General features: G+C 40.1%; 18 protein-coding genes. 10 read left to right on the top strand and 8 right to left on the bottom strand.

The features are described from left to right. The first annotated feature begins 87 nt into the window (after nt 1-87). The 3 genes from FIS9605_RS0104485 (at nt 88) to FIS9605_RS0104500 (ending at nt 3,046) form a co-directional block, all read left to right on the top strand. Nucleotides 88-1,434 (top strand): dihydrolipoyl dehydrogenase family protein, encoded by a 1,347-nt coding sequence (locus FIS9605_RS0104485; protein ID WP_026731514.1) that lies wholly within the window; start codon nt 88-90, stop codon nt 1,432-1,434. 522 nt (nt 1,435-1,956) lie between these two features. After that, complete coding sequence (locus FIS9605_RS36225; RefSeq protein ID WP_231510233.1) at nt 1,957-2,292, top strand: DUF1622 domain-containing protein; 336 nt, start codon at nt 1,957-1,959, stop codon at nt 2,290-2,292. A 466-nt stretch (nt 2,293-2,758) separates the two neighbouring features. After that, on the top strand, nt 2,759-3,046 hold the full coding sequence (locus FIS9605_RS0104500) for a Mo-dependent nitrogenase C-terminal domain-containing protein (protein ID WP_026731515.1): 288 nt from the start codon (nt 2,759-2,761) through the stop codon (nt 3,044-3,046). 20 nt (nt 3,047-3,066) lie between these two features. On the opposite strand, the gene FIS9605_RS0104505 is transcribed toward FIS9605_RS0104500, so the two are convergent. Beyond that, a complete protein-coding gene (locus tag FIS9605_RS0104505) occupies nt 3,067-4,317 on the bottom strand; it encodes a GAF domain-containing sensor histidine kinase (RefSeq protein WP_026731516.1) in 1,251 nt (416 codons plus the stop codon). Between the two features lie 452 nt (nt 4,318-4,769). Here FIS9605_RS0104505 and FIS9605_RS0104510 point away from each other — a divergent pair, with 452 nt between their 5' ends. The 4 genes from FIS9605_RS0104510 (at nt 4,770) to FIS9605_RS0104525 (ending at nt 9,666) form a co-directional block, all read left to right on the top strand. Continuing rightward, complete coding sequence (locus tag FIS9605_RS0104510) at nt 4,770-5,444, top strand: response regulator transcription factor (protein ID WP_026731517.1); 675 nt, start codon at nt 4,770-4,772, stop codon at nt 5,442-5,444. A 103-nt stretch (nt 5,445-5,547) separates the two neighbouring features. Further along, nucleotides 5,548-6,516: an arsenosugar biosynthesis arsenite methyltransferase ArsM gene (gene arsM, locus FIS9605_RS0104515; RefSeq protein WP_026731518.1), complete on the top strand. Its 969-nt coding sequence runs from the start codon at nt 5,548-5,550 to the stop codon at nt 6,514-6,516. A gap of 261 nt (nt 6,517-6,777) precedes the next feature. Continuing rightward, the gene (gene arsS, locus FIS9605_RS0104520; protein ID WP_026731519.1) at nt 6,778-7,776 is read left to right on the top strand and encodes an arsenosugar biosynthesis radical SAM (seleno)protein ArsS; all 999 of its coding nucleotides are present in this window, start codon (nt 6,778-6,780) and stop codon (nt 7,774-7,776) included. 615 nt (nt 7,777-8,391) lie between these two features. Beyond that, nucleotides 8,392-9,666 (top strand): MFS transporter, encoded by a 1,275-nt coding sequence (locus FIS9605_RS0104525; RefSeq protein WP_026731520.1) that lies wholly within the window; start codon nt 8,392-8,394, stop codon nt 9,664-9,666. A gap of 254 nt (nt 9,667-9,920) precedes the next feature. On the opposite strand, the gene FIS9605_RS0104530 is transcribed toward FIS9605_RS0104525, so the two are convergent. The 4 genes from FIS9605_RS0104530 to FIS9605_RS0104545 form a co-directional block, all read right to left on the bottom strand. Further along, complete coding sequence (locus FIS9605_RS0104530) at nt 9,921-10,316, bottom strand: salt stress protein, Slr1339 family (protein WP_026731521.1); 396 nt, start codon at nt 10,314-10,316, stop codon at nt 9,921-9,923. A gap of 82 nt (nt 10,317-10,398) precedes the next feature. Continuing rightward, the gene (locus FIS9605_RS0104535; protein ID WP_026731522.1) at nt 10,399-11,004 is read right to left on the bottom strand and encodes a vWA domain-containing protein; all 606 of its coding nucleotides are present in this window, start codon (nt 11,002-11,004) and stop codon (nt 10,399-10,401) included. A 74-nt stretch (nt 11,005-11,078) separates the two neighbouring features. Next, entirely contained in the window at nt 11,079-11,684 is a 606-nt protein-coding gene (locus tag FIS9605_RS0104540) for a vWA domain-containing protein (RefSeq protein WP_026731523.1), read from the bottom strand. 221 nt (nt 11,685-11,905) lie between these two features. Further along, a complete protein-coding gene (locus FIS9605_RS0104545) occupies nt 11,906-12,106 on the bottom strand; it encodes a hypothetical protein (protein WP_026731524.1) in 201 nt (66 codons plus the stop codon). Between the two features lie 154 nt (nt 12,107-12,260). Here FIS9605_RS0104545 and FIS9605_RS0104550 point away from each other — a divergent pair, with 154 nt between their 5' ends. Beyond that, nucleotides 12,261-12,476, top strand: coding sequence for a helix-turn-helix transcriptional regulator (locus FIS9605_RS0104550; protein WP_026731525.1), 216 nt, complete (start codon nt 12,261-12,263; stop codon nt 12,474-12,476). Nucleotides 12,477-12,593: 117 nt separating this feature from the next. Next, a complete protein-coding gene (locus FIS9605_RS39725; protein ID WP_051469926.1) occupies nt 12,594-13,316 on the top strand; it encodes a CHAT domain-containing protein in 723 nt (240 codons plus the stop codon). A gap of 222 nt (nt 13,317-13,538) precedes the next feature. Here the strand turns inward: FIS9605_RS39725 and FIS9605_RS0104560 are convergent, their stop codons facing one another. Continuing rightward, a complete protein-coding gene (locus tag FIS9605_RS0104560; protein ID WP_026731526.1) occupies nt 13,539-14,414 on the bottom strand; it encodes a phosphodiester glycosidase family protein in 876 nt (291 codons plus the stop codon). On the opposite strand from FIS9605_RS0104560, the gene FIS9605_RS0104565 reads away from it, so the two are divergent. Further along, entirely contained in the window at nt 14,415-15,248 is an 834-nt protein-coding gene (locus FIS9605_RS0104565; RefSeq protein WP_026731527.1) for a pentapeptide repeat-containing protein, read from the top strand. A gap of 13 nt (nt 15,249-15,261) precedes the next feature. Here the strand turns inward: FIS9605_RS0104565 and FIS9605_RS0104570 are convergent, their stop codons facing one another. Together FIS9605_RS0104570 and FIS9605_RS0104575 are read right to left on the bottom strand one after the other, a co-directional pair. Beyond that, on the bottom strand, nt 15,262-16,650 hold the full coding sequence (locus tag FIS9605_RS0104570; protein WP_026731528.1) for a hypothetical protein: 1,389 nt from the start codon (nt 16,648-16,650) through the stop codon (nt 15,262-15,264). 186 nt (nt 16,651-16,836) lie between these two features. Beyond that, nucleotides 16,837-17,175: a hypothetical protein gene (locus tag FIS9605_RS0104575; protein ID WP_026731529.1), complete on the bottom strand. Its 339-nt coding sequence runs from the start codon at nt 17,173-17,175 to the stop codon at nt 16,837-16,839. Between the last annotated feature and the right edge of the window lie 34 nt (nt 17,176-17,209).

A 17,209-nucleotide genomic window follows, 5' to 3' on the forward strand; every position in this document is an offset into this window, starting at 1 on the left:
TTTAGCTTACTACTATTGTTTTATCCTCCTTTCTTATCTCCTCTTCGTGTTCTTTGTGTTCTTTGTGGTTCGTTCCTATAAAAAATTATGGAAACACTAGATGCAATCATCATAGGTAGTGGCCAAGGTGGCGTTCCTTTGGCAATAGACTTAGCCAAAAAAGGCAAAAACGTTGCGTTATTTGAACGCAGCGCCTTAGGTGGAAGTTGTATTAATTATGGCTGTACTCCTTCTAAAGCTTTCTTAGCAGCAGCACACGCCGCAGGTAGAACAAGACAAGCAGAAAAATTAGGCATCCACGCACAAATTAAAGTTGATTTTCCCGCAGTGATGGAACGTGTGCGCGGTATTCGTGGTAGTTTCAACGGTGGCGTACAAAAGCGTTTAGATAATGCTGGTGTCAAGGTAGTTAAAGCCGAAGCTTCTTTCACCGGAGAACGTACAGTCACAGGCGGTGGCGTAACTTTTCAAGCACCTTTAGTAGTTATTAACACTGGTACATCCCCCTTCATCCCCAATATTCCTGGTTTGGCTGGTACGCCTTATATTACTAACTTAAATTTCTTTGATTTGCGGGAATTACCACCACGCACTTTGGTTGTGGGTGCAGGTTATATCGGCTTAGAATTGGGACAGGGATTGGCACGTTTGGGTAGTGAAGTACACATGATTGTGCGGGGCGATCGCGTTCTTGCCCAAGAAGAATCTGATGTCAGCGAAGTATTAGCTGAAGCCTTGAAACAAGATGGCATGAAATTACATTTTCATGTCAATGTTCTTCAGGTAAATTACGCCGATAACATCTTTACTCTTACCCTTAGCAACGGTGAAGAATTACAAGGCGAAGCGTTGATGATTACCACCGGACGCAAACCTAATACAAAAGCTCTCAATACTCAAGCGGCTGGCATTGAATTAGATCAGCAAGGCTACATCAAAATAGATAATAAATTCCAAACAACATGTCCTGGTGTATATGCCATTGGTGATGTGGCAAAACAAGCTGCATTTACCCATGTTTCTTGGGAAGATTATCGGCGCTTGAAGAGTATTTTAAACGGTGAAAATCGCTGGCGAGATGACCGAGTTTTGGGTTATGCAATCTATACAGAACCGCAAGTTGGGCGTGTTGGTTTGACATTAGCAGACGCTAAGAAAAAAGGCTTGAATGCTCGTGCTGTAACTTTGCCAATCACTCACATTGCCCGTGGAATTGAATGGGGTCACGACTTAGGATTTTATCGCATGGTTGTAGATGATGACACCAATAAAATTCTCGGTGCAACTTTGGTGGGATATGAAACGGCTGAATTAGTGCATGTATTTTTGTCTTTAATGGAAGCTGGCGCAAATTGGCAGTTACTCGAACAGTCGGTGCATATTCATCCTACCTATGGTGAGGGGTTGCCTAGTTTGGCAAGATTGTTGATTTAAGTAGAACGGCACAAATAAAGTTAACTAGTAAGGGTCGTCATTTGTCATTTGTCCTTTGTCATTGGGTAGGGGCAAAGCATTTGTACTAGTAGACTCAGTTTTGATGTCAAGACATACATACAAATGCTTTGCCCTTATAGGCAAAAGCTAGTTTTGAATATTTGTAAGTGAGGCGATCGCCTGCTTGTGAAGGTATATAAGAGGGCGATCGCCCACCTCATCCCACCACAAACTCTCATCACAAACTCATCCATTCCCTACTGTCTCTCAGTCAAAATTCATCTTGATATGACTTAATAATTTATAAGGTGACTGGCGAGACATCCCGATGACAACCACTCTGCAAGTAGGCGATAAATTTCCTGACTTCACACTGCCAAATTATCGCAATGAACTAACACAACTATCCCAATTTGACAATTACTAATTACCGGGCAACGTGCCGTTTCATCAGTACTTTTTAAAAAGACAGCTAAAAGTTACCCAACCCTGGCAAGTAAATTGGAACATCTACTCAAACTGTTGACAACTTATTTAGCTGTTGCTGTAGAAGCTTGTGCGGCGTTGATTATTGCTTTTGCTGCGATTGAAGCAACGATCAAATCTTTAAAACTTTTTTTCTGGCATCGAAATTTTACAGAAGAATTAAAGGAAGATATACGGCTGCGTCTAGGTGGTTGGCTGGCTGTGGCTTTGGAGTTTGAGCTAGCATCTGACATTCTGCTGACTGCAATCACGCCAACTTGGAATGAAATCGGTAAGCTAGCAGCAATCATCGTGTTGCGGACTGTGTTAAATTTCTTTCTTCAGCAAGAATTGCAAAAAGCTGCCACGAGAAAGCGTTATCTTCCTAAATGACTTTTTTATTTGTCATTTCAGCACAATTTTGTTTATTTCACATCTTGCACGCCTATGCAACAGCCCCCAGGCAAGCCCACCACCCTCGTGGGTTCAACCTAGTTACGAGAATTAAAAGCCTCTGGCTCGTGTTGAGATGGAACAATCACCCGATTGGATGAGTCAATTGGATGAAGGCGATCGCAGTCTGGATTTACACAATATATATGAATGGGAAATTTTAGAGCGAGTTATCCTGGTGTAGCGTAAAAATTTTAGTTGATGCGTGAGTTGATCCGGAAAGCTGCTACCAGAGTTTGTAGTTAGAGATGTTCCTAAAGACGAGAGATACACTCAAAAAAATCCCTCAAAAAAAAAAGGAACTTTTGCGTAAAACTAAAGAATCCAACCGTAATTATATATAGGAAGGATTCAAACCCAACCCAGTAGAACCTTATTTGAAATTCTAAATTCCCAGGTAAGAACTATGACAAGCTTTACTCAAATCCAAAGACAACACGACCTACTCCAGCCCGTTCGTGATTGGTTAGAATCTATAGAAATTCATAACGCCAAACTTGCTCATTTTCTCTGTAAACTTATTCCTGCTCAATGTCCTTTTGAACGTGATGTTGTAGTACTTGGTCGCAAGCTATTTCACATTCCTCCAATGTGTAAGCTCAACCCCCTTTACGAAGAAGTTGTAAGTTTGCGTTTCAAAGCTCTCTGCTATCTTGCAGATGAATGTGGTGAGGATGTCGCAGTCTATTGCTAACAGCAAGTGAAATAACAAAGTCAAGCAGCAATCATTGGCAATTGCACGCTGACTGTAGTTCCTTCCAGAGCATTTGATTTAATTGACAACTCTCCACCATGAGCTTCCACAATGCGTTTGCTAATAGCAAGTCCTAACCCAGTTCCAGAGGATTTTGTCGAGTAAAAAGGCTGAACTAACTTAGGCAAAACCTCTAGAGCTATGGGTTCGCCATCATTATGTATATTAATGCAGACTTGATTTATATTGGTATTACTACAAATTTGCAACTTTACAGTATCTCCTTCTGCGATCGCTTCATACGCATTCCGAACCAAATTAATCAATACTTGCTTTAATTTATCTTTGTCACCTAATACCTTCGCCGCAGTTGTTGCTGGAAAAAATTCAATCTCTCTCCTCACTGCTTCCGGCATATCTCGCAGCGATGCTTGGATTTCATTAATCAATTCGTTAATCTCAATATCTTCTAGTTGCAAAGTCTGTGGCTTAGCGTAAAGCAATATTTCTTTTAATAATCTCTCCAATCGATTCGCTTCGTCTAATGCCAGAGATAATCGCTCTTTTGCTGGTGCAGATAAATCCAGTCTCTGAAAAAAGTTTAACCCCATTTTCATCGTGGTAAAAGGGTTGCGAATTTCATGGATAATGCTGGCAGCAAATTCACCAATTGCGGCTAACCTTTCTTGTTCCACTAATTGAGCTTGCGCTACCTGCAATTCTTCTGTTCTACGTGCTACCTCTGCTTCTAAAATCTGATTAAATTGCAACTGTTGCTGGTAAAGATAATAGTTATCTATCGCTGTTGCTGCACGTTCTGCAAATAACTCAGCGATACCAACCTCTTCAGCAGTAAATTGGCGTGGTGTTTTGTGAAAAGAACAAATTGTGCCAATCACTTCACCTTGAGAAGTACGTAAAGGTACACCTAAATAAGCTCGATACCCCTCTGGTGCTTTACCATAATCAGTATAGGTTTTCGTATCTTCTACTACAAGGCTTTGCTTCGTCTCCACCACAGTGCCAGTTAAAAGACCATGTAATGAATATATTTCTTCACCTTCATCACCCATGTCTATACTACTAGCTAGCACCTTCTCGAAACCATTCTGGCAAAGAGTGACGACTGAGCAATCTAGCTCAAGTAATTCACTCACACCCAAGGTAATTTCTCTTAAATAGCGTTTAAGTTCTCCCGTACGATAACTGAGGGAAGATAAAACTTCTAACGTGCGTCTTTCTCGCTGCCATTCACCAGATTTACAAGACATGATATACTCCTTTTTTTAAAAAATTGCTTACTTCGCTGATTCTGATTACTTCCGCAATCAAATTGACTTGCAAATAACAGCAACAATTCTTATCAAGTGGTAAACTTGGCTAGATGTATAATCTATACATGAAAATACCAAAATCTTAAGTATGAATTTGTAAATAAACGTAACTAATTTTTAGCCAAAAATAATTACAAGCTTTTATAAATTGTCCTCTAAGTGACGAAATATAAACAGTAAATTCAATTTATTTATGTCCGTATGAATTGAAAATATAGGACTCCTATTTGATTTTTGAAAAAAACTCAGTACACTTCCTGTTCTCTCTTCCCTGCCTTCATGAATAAGTTCACCAAATCAAATCAGATTGCTATACTTGGTGTCTTAGTGCCTTGGTGGTTAAGAAAATCTTAAAGTACAAATTTAAAAAGTCCAATTATTAAGCATCCATGACAGCCCGCATTTTACTTGTTGAAGATGAAGTCAAATTGGCTCGATTTGTAGAATTGGAACTGAGTTATGAAGGTTACAAAGTAACAGTAGCGCATGATGGATTAAGTGGATTAACAGCGGCACGAGAGTCTCATCCAGATTTAGTGATTGTAGACTGGATGCTACCTGGTTTATCTGGATTGGAAATTTGCCGTCGCCTGCGAAGTACAGGCGATCAAGTGCCCATCATCTTATTAACAGCAAAAGATGAAGTGAGCGATCGCGTCGCTGGTTTAGATGCTGGTGCGGATGATTATGTAGTCAAACCCTTTAGTGTCGAGGAATTGTTAGCAAGGGTTCGCGCCCACCTGCGTAGAACTCAAGAAGCAGACGCAGATATCTTGCAATTTGCAGACCTCAAATTAAATCGTTCCACGCGGGAAGTGCATCGGGGCGATCGCGCGATCGAACTAACAGCCAAAGAATTTGATTTACTAGAATATTTGCTGGTTCATCCCCGACAGGTAATTACGCGCGATCGCATTTTAGAAGAAGTCTGGGGTTACGACTTTATGGGAGATTCTAATATTATCGAAGTTTACATCCGCTATCTACGCCTGAAATTAGAAGCAAACAACGAAAAGCGCCTCATTCAAACCGTGCGTGGTGTCGGTTATGTATTGCGCGAGTGATAATAGCGACACTCTCAGCAAAAACTCATCAAACAGAGTGTGATATGTACTAGGATGCACAAAGTTGACTCTAGACGCCAATACATATCATCTCAGGAGTGTAATGACCTACCTCGAAACCGCAGCACAATTCTACAGTGAAGTTGCCCAAACCCCGCAAGTTGGACTTTGTTGCGTCCAAAGTACACCCATGCAACTGCCAGGATTAAAAATTCCCCAACAAATGCAGGAAATGAACTATGGTTGCGGTACTACCGTTCATCCTGCGGAACTAGCAAACCAACCCACCGTGTTGTATGTCGGCGTTGGCGGTGGCTTAGAAGCTTTGCAATTTGCCTATTTTTCCCGTCGTCCCAGTGCTGTCATTGCTGTCGATCCGGTTGACCAAATGCGCCAAGCTGCTGCACGCAACCTGGAAATTGCCGCCAAAGAAAATTCTTGGTTTGACACCAACTTTGTAGAAATTCGTGCAGGCGATGCTTTTAACTTACCCGTTGCTGATGCATCTGTAGATGTCGTAGCGCAGAATTGTCTTTTTAATATCTTTGAACCAGAAGATTTAACCCGTGCTTTAAAAGAAGCACATCGCGTGTTAAAACCAGGCGGACGCTTGCAAATGAGCGATCCCATTGCTACTCGTCCTATTCCATCACATTTACAACAAGATGAGCGCTTACGCGCCATGTGTTTATCCGGCGCACTCACCTACGAGCAGTATATTCAACGTATCATCAATGCTGGTTTTGGCCAAATAGAAATTCGTGCCCGTCGTCCTTATCGTCTTTTAGATTGTCAAACTTACAATCTAGAAGAACCCTTACTTTTAGAAAGTCTGGATTCTGTCTCTTTCAAAGTTACCATTCCCGTCGATGGTGCTTGTGTTTTTACTGGTAAGACAGCAATTTATGCAGGCGCAGAATCATTTTTTGACGATGGTTTCGGTCATATTTTACAACGTGGAATTCCAGCCGCAGTTTGTGATAAAACGGCTGCTAAACTAGCAGCAAATCTAGGAGACAATGTTATAATTACAAACTCTACTTGGTACTATACCGGTGGCGGTTGCTGTTAGTATGAATCACTGAATATGTTTCCATAAAATGACTAGCATTGGATGCGATCGCTAAGATTTTGTTTATAAAGTATCTCTCTAGTAGGGTGTGTTACACTGCGTTAACGCACCACCATTTATGGTGTTTACTGACATCTTGCAGCAACGTCTACTATCTGCCAGAGAATTAATTCCCTGGTAGTAGAGACTCGAAATTTCGCGTCTCTACACAACCCGGAACTTCAGTTTTGCTCAGACTTCTTTTGCAGGGGATATCAAACAATGCAAACAACATCAATAAACCCAGCAGTGACAGCTTTCCAAAAAAAACTCTCTTCACCTTTAACGAAAAAGCAAGTTACTATTTTACAAATTAACTTAGGTAAGCGCTGTAATCTTGCCTGTACTCATTGTCATGTAGAAGCAGGGCCAAAACGCACAGAAGAACTTTCTCCAGAAATTTGTCAACAGTTAATCGAAATAATTCACAAATTTCCCCAACTTCAAATTGTTGATTTGACTGGTGGTGCACCAGAAATTAACTATGGATTTAAACCACTGGTAGAAGCAGCAAACTCAGCAGGTAAACAGGTGATTGTTCGGTCTAATTTGACTATTTATTTTGAAGATGGATTTGAGGATTTACCGGAATATTTTGCTAAATATAAAGTGAGAGTAGTTGCTTCTATGCCCTGCTATTTAGCAGATAATGTTGATAAAATGCGCGGTGCTGGTGTTTATGATGATTCAATCAAAGCACTGCAAAGGCTGAATCAGGTTGGTTACGGGAAAGAACCAGATTTAATTTTGGATTTGGTGTATAATCCTCAATTACCATCTGGTGAAAAATTTTCTTTGACTCCCGAACAAACAAAGCTGGAACAAGATTATAAAGTGTTCTTGGAAGAACATTTTGATATAGTCTTTAACAACCTTTTTACTATCACCAATCTACCAGTAGGCAGAACTAAACTGCATTTAGAACGTAAGAAACTATACGCACCTTATTTGCAGTTTTTAGAGTCGCATTTCAATCCTACGACGGTAGAACATTTGATGTGCCGTGATGAACTGTCAATTGATTATCTCGGTAATGTATATGATTGCGACTTTAATCAGATGATGAATTTACCTGCGAAAACTCGTGATGGTGAAAACCTAACAATTGCCAAATTGCTAGCCGCTGGCAGTTTAGATTTGATTGATCGAGTACAAACTGCTGCCTATTGCTATGGTTGTACTGCTGGGTGTGGTTCCAGTTGTGGTGGCGCTTTGGTGTGAGAGAATGCGGAAGGCAACGCTTTATGCAAGGAAAAAGGTAAAAATGGAAAAGGAAAAGGAAATTTCCATCCCTTTAACTCTTTCTGTTTCCTGATTGTCCATTCCTAATTTATTTGCGTTACAAAAATTGTTACGAGTGTGTTTATACTGGCCAATAATCGTTATGATTAGATCTAGTTAAGCTCCTCACACCACACCAAAAGCTGCAAAACAAATGTTTTGCAGCTTTTTTTATTAACCTGTTGTACAGTGACTCATTATTTGGGTTATTTCCCACTTTTAGTGACGGGAGTCAAGGCAGTCACGATGAAAAAAATTCACCACCATACATGAACAAACCTCACCCCTTGCCCCTCTCCTTGCTAAGGAGAGGGGTGTCCGATAGGACGGGGTGAGGTTATTTTCAAGATAGAAAGCAGAAGGAAGGACTCCCGAATTCCCATTACTCATTACCAGCCTACGCGACAGTATAAGTATTCAAGCGGATACTATATAAGACAACCTCATCCTATCATTACTCCTTTATCCATCAGGGGAGAGGGGTTGGGGTGGGGCTTTTTCATTATTGTCAAATCAGTAAATTCCGATGTAAGTACTGGCTGCTGACTAACAAACATGAAAACCCAAAGGCAAAAACAAGTGCTACCACCAGCTTTAAGATCGAGAAACTACCGTCTATTTTTTGCGGGACAAGGCATATCCCTGATTGGGACGTGGATGACGCAAACTGCCACTATTTGGTTAGTTTATAGCTTAACTCAATCGCCGTTAATGCTGGGGGTTGTGGGATTTAGCAGTCAAATTCCTAGCTTTATTCTTGCTCCCTTTGGTGGGGTGTTTGTGGATCGCTTTTCTCGCCATCGTACCTTAATTGGTACGCAAATATTGTCAATGATTCAGTCATTAGCACTAGCAATATTGGCGCTAACTGGCGTTATTCAAATTTGGCAGATCATTATCTTGAGCTTATTTCAAGGATTTATTAATGCTGTTGATGCACCAGCGCGGCAAGCATTTGTGCCAGATTTGGTAGAACGTCGAGAAGATTTAGCAAATGCGATCGCCATTAACTCCACAATGTTTAATGGGGCGCGTTTAATCGGCCCGGCGATTGGTGGTTTGTTAGTTGCCAGCGTTGGTGCAGCTTATTGTTTTTTAATTGATGGTCTTAGTTACATTGCCGTAATTCTCGCTTTATTAGCGATGAAAATTAAGCCTAGAAAAATTGTAGTCAGTATGAATAGTCCCTTACAACAAATAAAAGAGGGATTTTTGTATGCCTTTGGTTTTCCACCAATTCGGGCGCTTTTGTTGCTATCAGCTTTAGTTAGCTTTTTTGGCATGCAATATGCTGTTTTAGTTCCAGTTTTTGCAGAAAAAATTCTCCAAGGTAACGCACAAACACTGGGATTTTTGATGGCAGCTACTGGAGTTGGAGCGTTATCAGGCGGAATTTATCTGGCGTCACGTAAAACTGTTTTGGGGCTTGGTAGATTGATTGCTATAGCTCCAGCAATCTTAGGCGTAGGTTTAATAGCCTTTTCTTTATCACGTTTTCTACCACTTTCATTATTTACGATGTTATTTATTGGCTTGGGAACTATCTTACAAGTTGCTGCTGGTAATACAGTTTTACAAACAATTGTTGAAGATGAAAAACGCGGACGAGTAATGAGCTTATTTACAATGGCATTCTTGGGAACAATACCTTTTGGTAATTTATTGGGAGGAGCATTAGGCAATCGTATCGGTGCTCCCACGACATTATTTATTGATGGTATTGTTTGTATTGTAGGTTCTATATATTTTTCTAAACAATTACCTGCTCTACGGCGATTAGTATACCCAATTTATCAAGAAAGAGGTATTTTCACAGATCGGGTACATTAAACCTACATAACAAAAAATTTTTATAGCGATGGATAACATCGTTAGAATTTTTATTAAACCACAAAGACACTAAGGCACAAAGATGGTTACAAGTTCACGCGAATACTATATTTCCGTTTTTGTTGTTTGTTGTTTGTTATTTGTTGTTTGTTGATTGTTCCTGCGAGAAGCCGAATAAAACGCGTCTATGGAAAAATTACCAGCTAACAAACAACTACCAACCACTAACTACTAACTACTAACTACTAACTTATCTACTCGTTAGTTTGCAAATAATCTATTGCTGCCTCTAATTTTGATGAGTATCTTTCAGCAAATCTTTCAAACCACAACCCCTCTGCTGAAAAAGGATCTAATTTGGCTAGCCAATCTTTCGCGCTTTCTTTCAAAGCCTCCTGTTTTTTGGCTTTAATTTGTTCTTGCCGAATACGTTCTTGTTCTAGTTCTTGCTGTTGTCTTAACTTTTCAGCTTGATCCCGTTCCTCAAAATCAGCCTTGACTTCTGCTAACAAATTATCTATTAAAGAAGCTGATTTTCGAGGCGGTTGAATATATGGTGTTGCTGTGGCTGGCTTTGGCTGTGGCTGTTCGCTGCTTTCTTCCTGGTATTCAGTTTTTAGTTCAGCTAACAGCTTATCAATAGAGTCCATGATCTTCAATCCCCAAACTTACTGCACATTCAATTTGTCTGTTCAATGCAGTCAATATCTTAGTGATATCTGAAGTTGATAATTAATCATTAATGGCATTCAGCAGTACTTCAGATAAACTCATGTCTTCCATATCTTCCATTGTCACAGTGTCACAAATATCGAACTTTGCACCAGCACTTTGCAGTTCATCATCTAATACTTTCAAAAAGCGGGTAGCATGTGCATCTGTGCCAACTTGAATGAAAGAAATGGCTAGTTCTTCATCTCGTTCCATGCGCCGAGAAGCTTCAATAATTACCTTCATTACAGCTTTGCGGTCATCTGGTTCGCCATCAGTAACTACTAAAATTGTTTCACCATTTGGCTTAGTTTGACCAGCGGCTTTACGTTCAAAATAATTATCAGTTGCGTGTTTTAATACTGCTGCTAAATCAGTTGTGCCAGCGGGGTCGTTCTCTTGGAAAATTTGGGAAACTTTACTTGATGTCACATTTTCATAGCGCTTGAATCGACCAGAAAATACATAAACTGTAATGCCATCTGGATCAAATTGTTCACATTTGCTTGCTAATGCAAAAGTAGATTCTTGCGCTGTTACCCATCTGCTTCTACCACCTTTTTGATCGGGTGTAGCCATGCTACCGCTTTTGTCAATAATTAGAGTATAGTCTCGATTTTCTAGCATTTTTAAATTCTCCAGTTAGTGGTTAGTGGTTAATTATTACAACTAACAAACAACAAACAACAAACAACAAATTATTAATCAGTTACTGCATTCATCAAAACGTCTGCGAGGCTCATATCTTCCATGTCATCGAGGGTGACGGTGTCGCAAATATCAAACTTTGCACCGACACTCTCCATTTGATCATCTAAAGCTTTCAGAAATTTAGTTGCTTGAGGATCGGAACCTACTTGAATTATAGAAATTCCCAATTCTTCATCACGTTCCATTTGGCGAGTTGCATGAATAATTACCTCAAATACCGCTTTGCGATCATCTGGTTCGCCGTCGGTGATTACTAAAATTGTTTCTCCATTCGGTTTGGTTTTACCAGCTTTTTTACGCTGAAAGTAGTTGTTGGTGGCGTCTTGAAGTACACTCGCTAAATTTGTCGTGCCTGCTGGATCATTTTCCATAAATATTTGCGCTACTTTGGCTGAGGTAACATCGTCGTAGCGTTTAAATCTCCCAGAAAATACGTAAACAGTAATCCCATCTGGATCAAATTGCTCACATTTTCTTGCTAAAGCGAGGGTAGATTCCTGAGCTATATCCCATCTACTTTTACCACCCATCTGATCGGGAGTTGACATACTACCGCTTTTATCAATGATTAAGGTATAGTCGCGATCGCTCACCATAAATTTTCCCTCTAAATTGTTAACCCGTGGTTCTAGTCTAGTCTAGGGTTCTGTGGTGTTGGTCACACTTTTAAGCTTTTTTACGACTTTTTGCTACTCATTGACATCCGTAGCTTGGCATATAATACTCGCTACACTTGCCAAGCTATAGGCTTTTTGGAGAAGTCGGGAAGGGGTGAAAGGGATGAAATTGTCCTTACCCTTTTCCCCTTTTCAATTTTCTATGTAATTTTTCCTAGTGTTTGAGCGATTGCTTCAGCATCTTTCCCAAAAAAAGTTTCCCTGTCGCCGTTACTCCAAACGATCCTGCAGGTAAATTGCCAAGCCATATTAAGATGAACTTTGCGAAAGCGAACTTGGCGAGCGTAAGCTAAATTTAATAATCCTTTTGTGGGTGTTTTGCAAAGAATGGGTTGTGTCATACAATTTGAATGTCCTGAAATGAAAAATGGTTTTGGGATAGAGAGGCGCTTGAGATTGGAAGTCGGAAGCGCCTTCTCTATTTCTATTAAACCAAGTTATATTGTAAAAGTCAACATAAATTGTAGTAAATAGTTGTAGTAGGAATTTGTGTAAATGAATTCAGGTAAAAATTTTACGGCATTAAGAGAGTCGCTAGGACTTACGCAAAAGCAAATAGCGGATGCAGTAGGTCTTACAGACCAAACTGTTTCCAATTGGGAAAGGGGAGTTAATGTACCACGCTTGACGCTAAGACAGACAGTGAAACTTTGCGAGATCACAAAGTCTAGCGTTGAAGAATTGGCTAATTTGTTTGAACCAGAAACATAAAATAGTTTCAGATAGTCGATTTCAATCTGCATTTTTGCCGATTGCTTTCTCAAAATGCCTAGATGCTTTCTTATTTTGGTGTTTTGAGTAAGCAAAAAGGCATATTGCTTTCTCAAAATGCGCGATCGCTTTATTCTCGAACAAGAATGGGCGGTGCGTCCAAGAGATATTCGGCGAGCGATTTTAGATTTTCGACCGAATATCATTCATTTTTGTGGGCACGGTGCGGGAAGTCAGGGTTTATGCTTTCAGGATGAGGCGGGAAATCTCCAGTTGGTGACGGGGGAGGTGCTAGCAGATTTATTTAAGAATTTTGCTACACAGATTGAGTGTGTGTTGCTTAATGCTTGTTATTCAGAAGTGCAGGCGGATGCAATTGTCCAACACATTGATTATGTGATTGGGATGAATGCGCCTATTAACGATAAACCAGCAATTGAATTTGCTGTGGGTTTTTATGATGGGTTGGCAGGTTACGATCCAGAACGGGATCAACTTCCACCTGTGGAGTTTGCTTTTAATCTTGGTTGTAATGCTATTGGATTAGCTGGGTTATCGGGCAATGATCCTCGTAATGCGGTGAGACTGAATGCTGGAGTATCAGTCGATATTATCCCTGTACTCAAAAAAAATCCTAATATTTTTGAGCTTGGATGTTGTTGGTTAAAACGCAATAAGGTTCAGTTAAGGCTGCGATCCCCCCTAGCCCCCCTTAAAAAGGGGGGAACCGGAATCAAAGTCCCCCTTAAAAAGGGGGGAAATTGTCTTAAAGTCCCCCTTAAAAAGGGGGATAATGGGGGATCTCTATATGTGTCGCATTCTTTTTTGAAATTGGTATAACAAAAAATCACCGAACAAGTAAAAAGTAAAAAGTAAAAAGTAAAAAGGCATTCATAAATAAGAAGAAAATATTGGGTTTGGAGCATCCTAAATTTATTTATGAAACAAGTAAAAATACTTTTTGAGAGACGCGTAGCGCGATCAAAAATGCGTCCATTTCAAATCCCCTTAATTTATTTATGGGAATTTTCTTTTTACTTTTTACTTTTATCTTTTTACTTTTTAAAACGGTTCTGCGTAAAAACCCAGGTGATTAGCAACTGGACGCTCACGCATAGGAATTTTAGTATGTATGGGAGCGTTTAACACTTTTGCTCCATCATTTGTTGCCATCACTACTGTAGTGGAACCGCCACCATCTAAGTTAAGTGCTGTATCAACACCTAAATCCATAACTATCTTGGCTAATTCAGGCATCTTGACTCCTTCGCTATAGATGGGTTGCTTACCATCGACAGCAATGAGCCAAAGTTTTTTACCTTCTTTATCAATACCTACAGCCATACGCGGATATGGTTTATCTCTGGGGTTTCGGAAAATCTGGGCTTTTGGTTTGCCATGTTCAACGAAAATCTCACTACCTGCAACACCTTGGGTTGTACCTTCAGGACACTTACCACTTTCTAAGATTTGGGCGCGGTTTTGGGAAAAGCACAATACTCGCCATCCCTGCTTGGTTTTTGCATAACGATCGCCATTAGAAATTGCCTCGCCGATGGGATAGGAGCGATCGCCACTGTGAGGATAATAATTCCAAGGAGTTTTTTCATCGAAGGCATTAAAATAACTAGCATTAACCGCCAATTGCAGCTTGAATTCACGCAGAAATTCTGAGGTGGTGCGGGCACTAGTTCTATCACGTTTTGATGCCATTGGAGGAGTCACCAGCGCTTTTACTCCTGGTGCTGTCAAGTCTACACTGACAACATGGATCATGATTGGACGTGGTGTAGAACGGGCATAACGTTGATAGGTAATGCCACGAAACAATATTTGCTCTTTATTAGTCTGGGGTGGGCGTAGGAAGTGTAGTGTACCGTAAAGTGCTAGTGGCAATAGTAGTAAAGCCGTACCAGTAGCTAGTAAATATCGTTGCATATGATGAATCCAGGCACTCTCAACTTTGCTAACCAGAATTTGCAAAATCGTTCTTTTCGGGGACGTAATCTCATTGGTGCTGATTTTAGCAATTCGGATATACGCGGTTGTGATTTTAGCAACGCCTTGCTGCGGGGAGCTAATTTTCAGGGAGTTAAGGCTGGTCAAACTCTCATGCACCTGATCATTGTAGTGGCGATCGCAATATTCGTGGCGATCGCAGCAGTCCATGCAATTAGCGAAATGTTGTTTGGCATTCTCGGTTTAACTCCGGAAGAACCAGCTTGGGTTTATAACGTTGCTTTTTTCTCTTGCTTGGGAATCGCAGCAGTAGCTTCAGCTGTTAGAGGTTTGACTGGCACTAAATTTATCATCCAACGCATCGCTACAGCAGTTTCGGGAGCAGTTTCAGGAGCATTACTAGCTTTGTTTTATCGCGGTATCACCACAATGGGAACTAATCCGGAAATTCGAGTTAAAGCTTTGGCTATATCCTTATTAGGAATGGCATTTCTCGGCTTTTATTTTCCCAGGGGATTGGTAGCAGTTGCAATTGGCAGCGCAGGGTTAGTAGCGGTATATGGATTTACATTTTTAGTGGCAACAACAACATTCGCATACTTAAGCACCTACAACCTAGTTTGGGGATTGGTATGGAGTTGCTTGTTGGTAGGAGCGATCGCCATGACAATAATTTCCCTGATTCAACTTGCTAGAGATATTACAGGCTTCTTCGCCACATCTTTTCGCGGTGCTGACTTAACCGATGCTAATTTTGAGGGTGCGAAACTTGGCAGCACAGATTTTTCTAGGGCAATAGGTTATCGAGGTTAGGGGAAATAATCGCCTACTTCCGTTTCGTCCACAGCCAAGCCAACCACCCAAAAAACAAGGTAGCCAAAACACTCCAAAATAATGATGTAACTATGGGATGGAGTGGGTTATTCAAAGATATAGGTGCGAAGGGTTTATCGATGTGTTGTGTGACAACGCCTGATACGATTGCACCTCCACCCAAACCTACACCGATGATTTGGATGGTTTGTTCCAAAGAGCGATCGCGTTTGGCTTGTTCGATTTCAACTATGCCGCGAATTGAGGATATGGCTTGTTCTAACAATGCCGAACCGTGGTTAAAATAACCCAAATCGGCATTGATTTGTTTTTGGAAGAACGGAGAACTTTTTTGATAGAAAGTTTCGAGAAAATTTAAATCTTCTTGGGGGATTTTACCATGAATTTGTTGCAATCTGTCATTATAATTCTCAGCATTGATGGTAATTGTCTTTTGATACTCTTCTAAATTTCGCAACCAGCGAGTATATTCGACTGATATTTGGGGAAGCTCTTTTAATTTTTCAGTTAATTTATTTAAATCCTCTTCAGTTAAAGAACTACTAACATTGTTTATTTGGAGATTATCAATCTTTTGATAAGCCGAAGCTAGTTGTTGATAAATTGCTCTACTATCTTGAAAAGCTTTGACAACTTTAGTCCTAAAGAAAAATAAATCTAATAACTCTTGATAGGTGAGATTCAACTTTTCATCAGTCTGTTCATCGGCAAATAACCAGATCAGAACGTGCTGATAGTTGCCTGGCTGTCTAAACAATCCATATTCAAAAATTGGACTACCAAATAACTCGCCTTGACGATTGAAGGGTGGACGTTGGCTAGGATTGGGAAAAACAGCTTGCAAACATCCTTGGGCTATTTCATAGAGATGTTTTTTATCTTTAGGGCTTGTTAGCCAAGCGGTAATTAACAAAGTTTGTCCCAGAAAGAGTTGATTTTTTGGTAAGGTGAAGATATTATTTGGATTTAACTTACTCAAAAAACTAACATCTACATCTTCAGTTGGTGTATCAGCTGTTTCTTCTTCTGGGCGACGTAGATTTAGCCACAAACCGTAGCTATCATAAATTCGCAAAGGATAAGCAAAACCCTTAACAATTAAGCCTTGCTGAGTATCTAAAAAAATCTTGCCATCAAAACCTAGCGAATAATCGCCGTTTATTACTTCCGATTCTTTGAGCAAATCAACACGCGGGTGATCGGGTTCTTTATGAATATCTATATGCTGACTCAAATCTAAGTCTTTGTGCAGAATTGTACGGACAATTTCCTCTGCACCTTGCCAAAGTTTGCAGCCATCATCCTTGTTATTTACCTCAATATTTGAGCCTTTATAAAGCTGAAAAGCGAATAAGTGAATATTCGGCGCATATATTTTCATATTTTATTTCATGGCAGTATCTTAGATTTTGTGTAGTAGGGTGGCAAGTCTAATTTGATGCAATCTAATTTTCTTGTGGGATGGGCGTCTCGTCCGTCCTGTGCGTGCGGGCAAGATGCCCACACCACAATAACTATAATCTTATGCACTATATTTAGACTTGTCACGCCACTACAAATTTGTTTGCTATTTTTTGACATTCTCTCCCTGCTTTTTATCTTGTAATTTTTGCACTTCCTCTTGCAAAACTCGATAGCGATTTTCGAGAGTATTTTCTTGAGAGGCGGGATTTGACTTTTGAACTTTAGAAATTTCACGTTCTGTAACTAATACCGCATCTCTCACAGATTCATGATTGATATACCATAACCGAATCGCTTCTGCGAGTGACTCTGTTGTCAGATGTTTTAATTCAGTGAGATTTTTTTGCAGTGATGGTATATCTTGAATGGCTGCATCATCAAATACATAATCTTGCTCTTGCACTACTTTTGTAAAAGCTTGAATTAATTTTTCCGGTTCCATATTTTATACCCCTTGGAAATTTTTGTTTTCAAAT

Source organism: Fischerella sp. PCC 9605, assembly GCF_000517105.1.
Lineage (GTDB): Bacteria > Cyanobacteriota > Cyanobacteriia > Cyanobacteriales > Nostocaceae > PCC9605.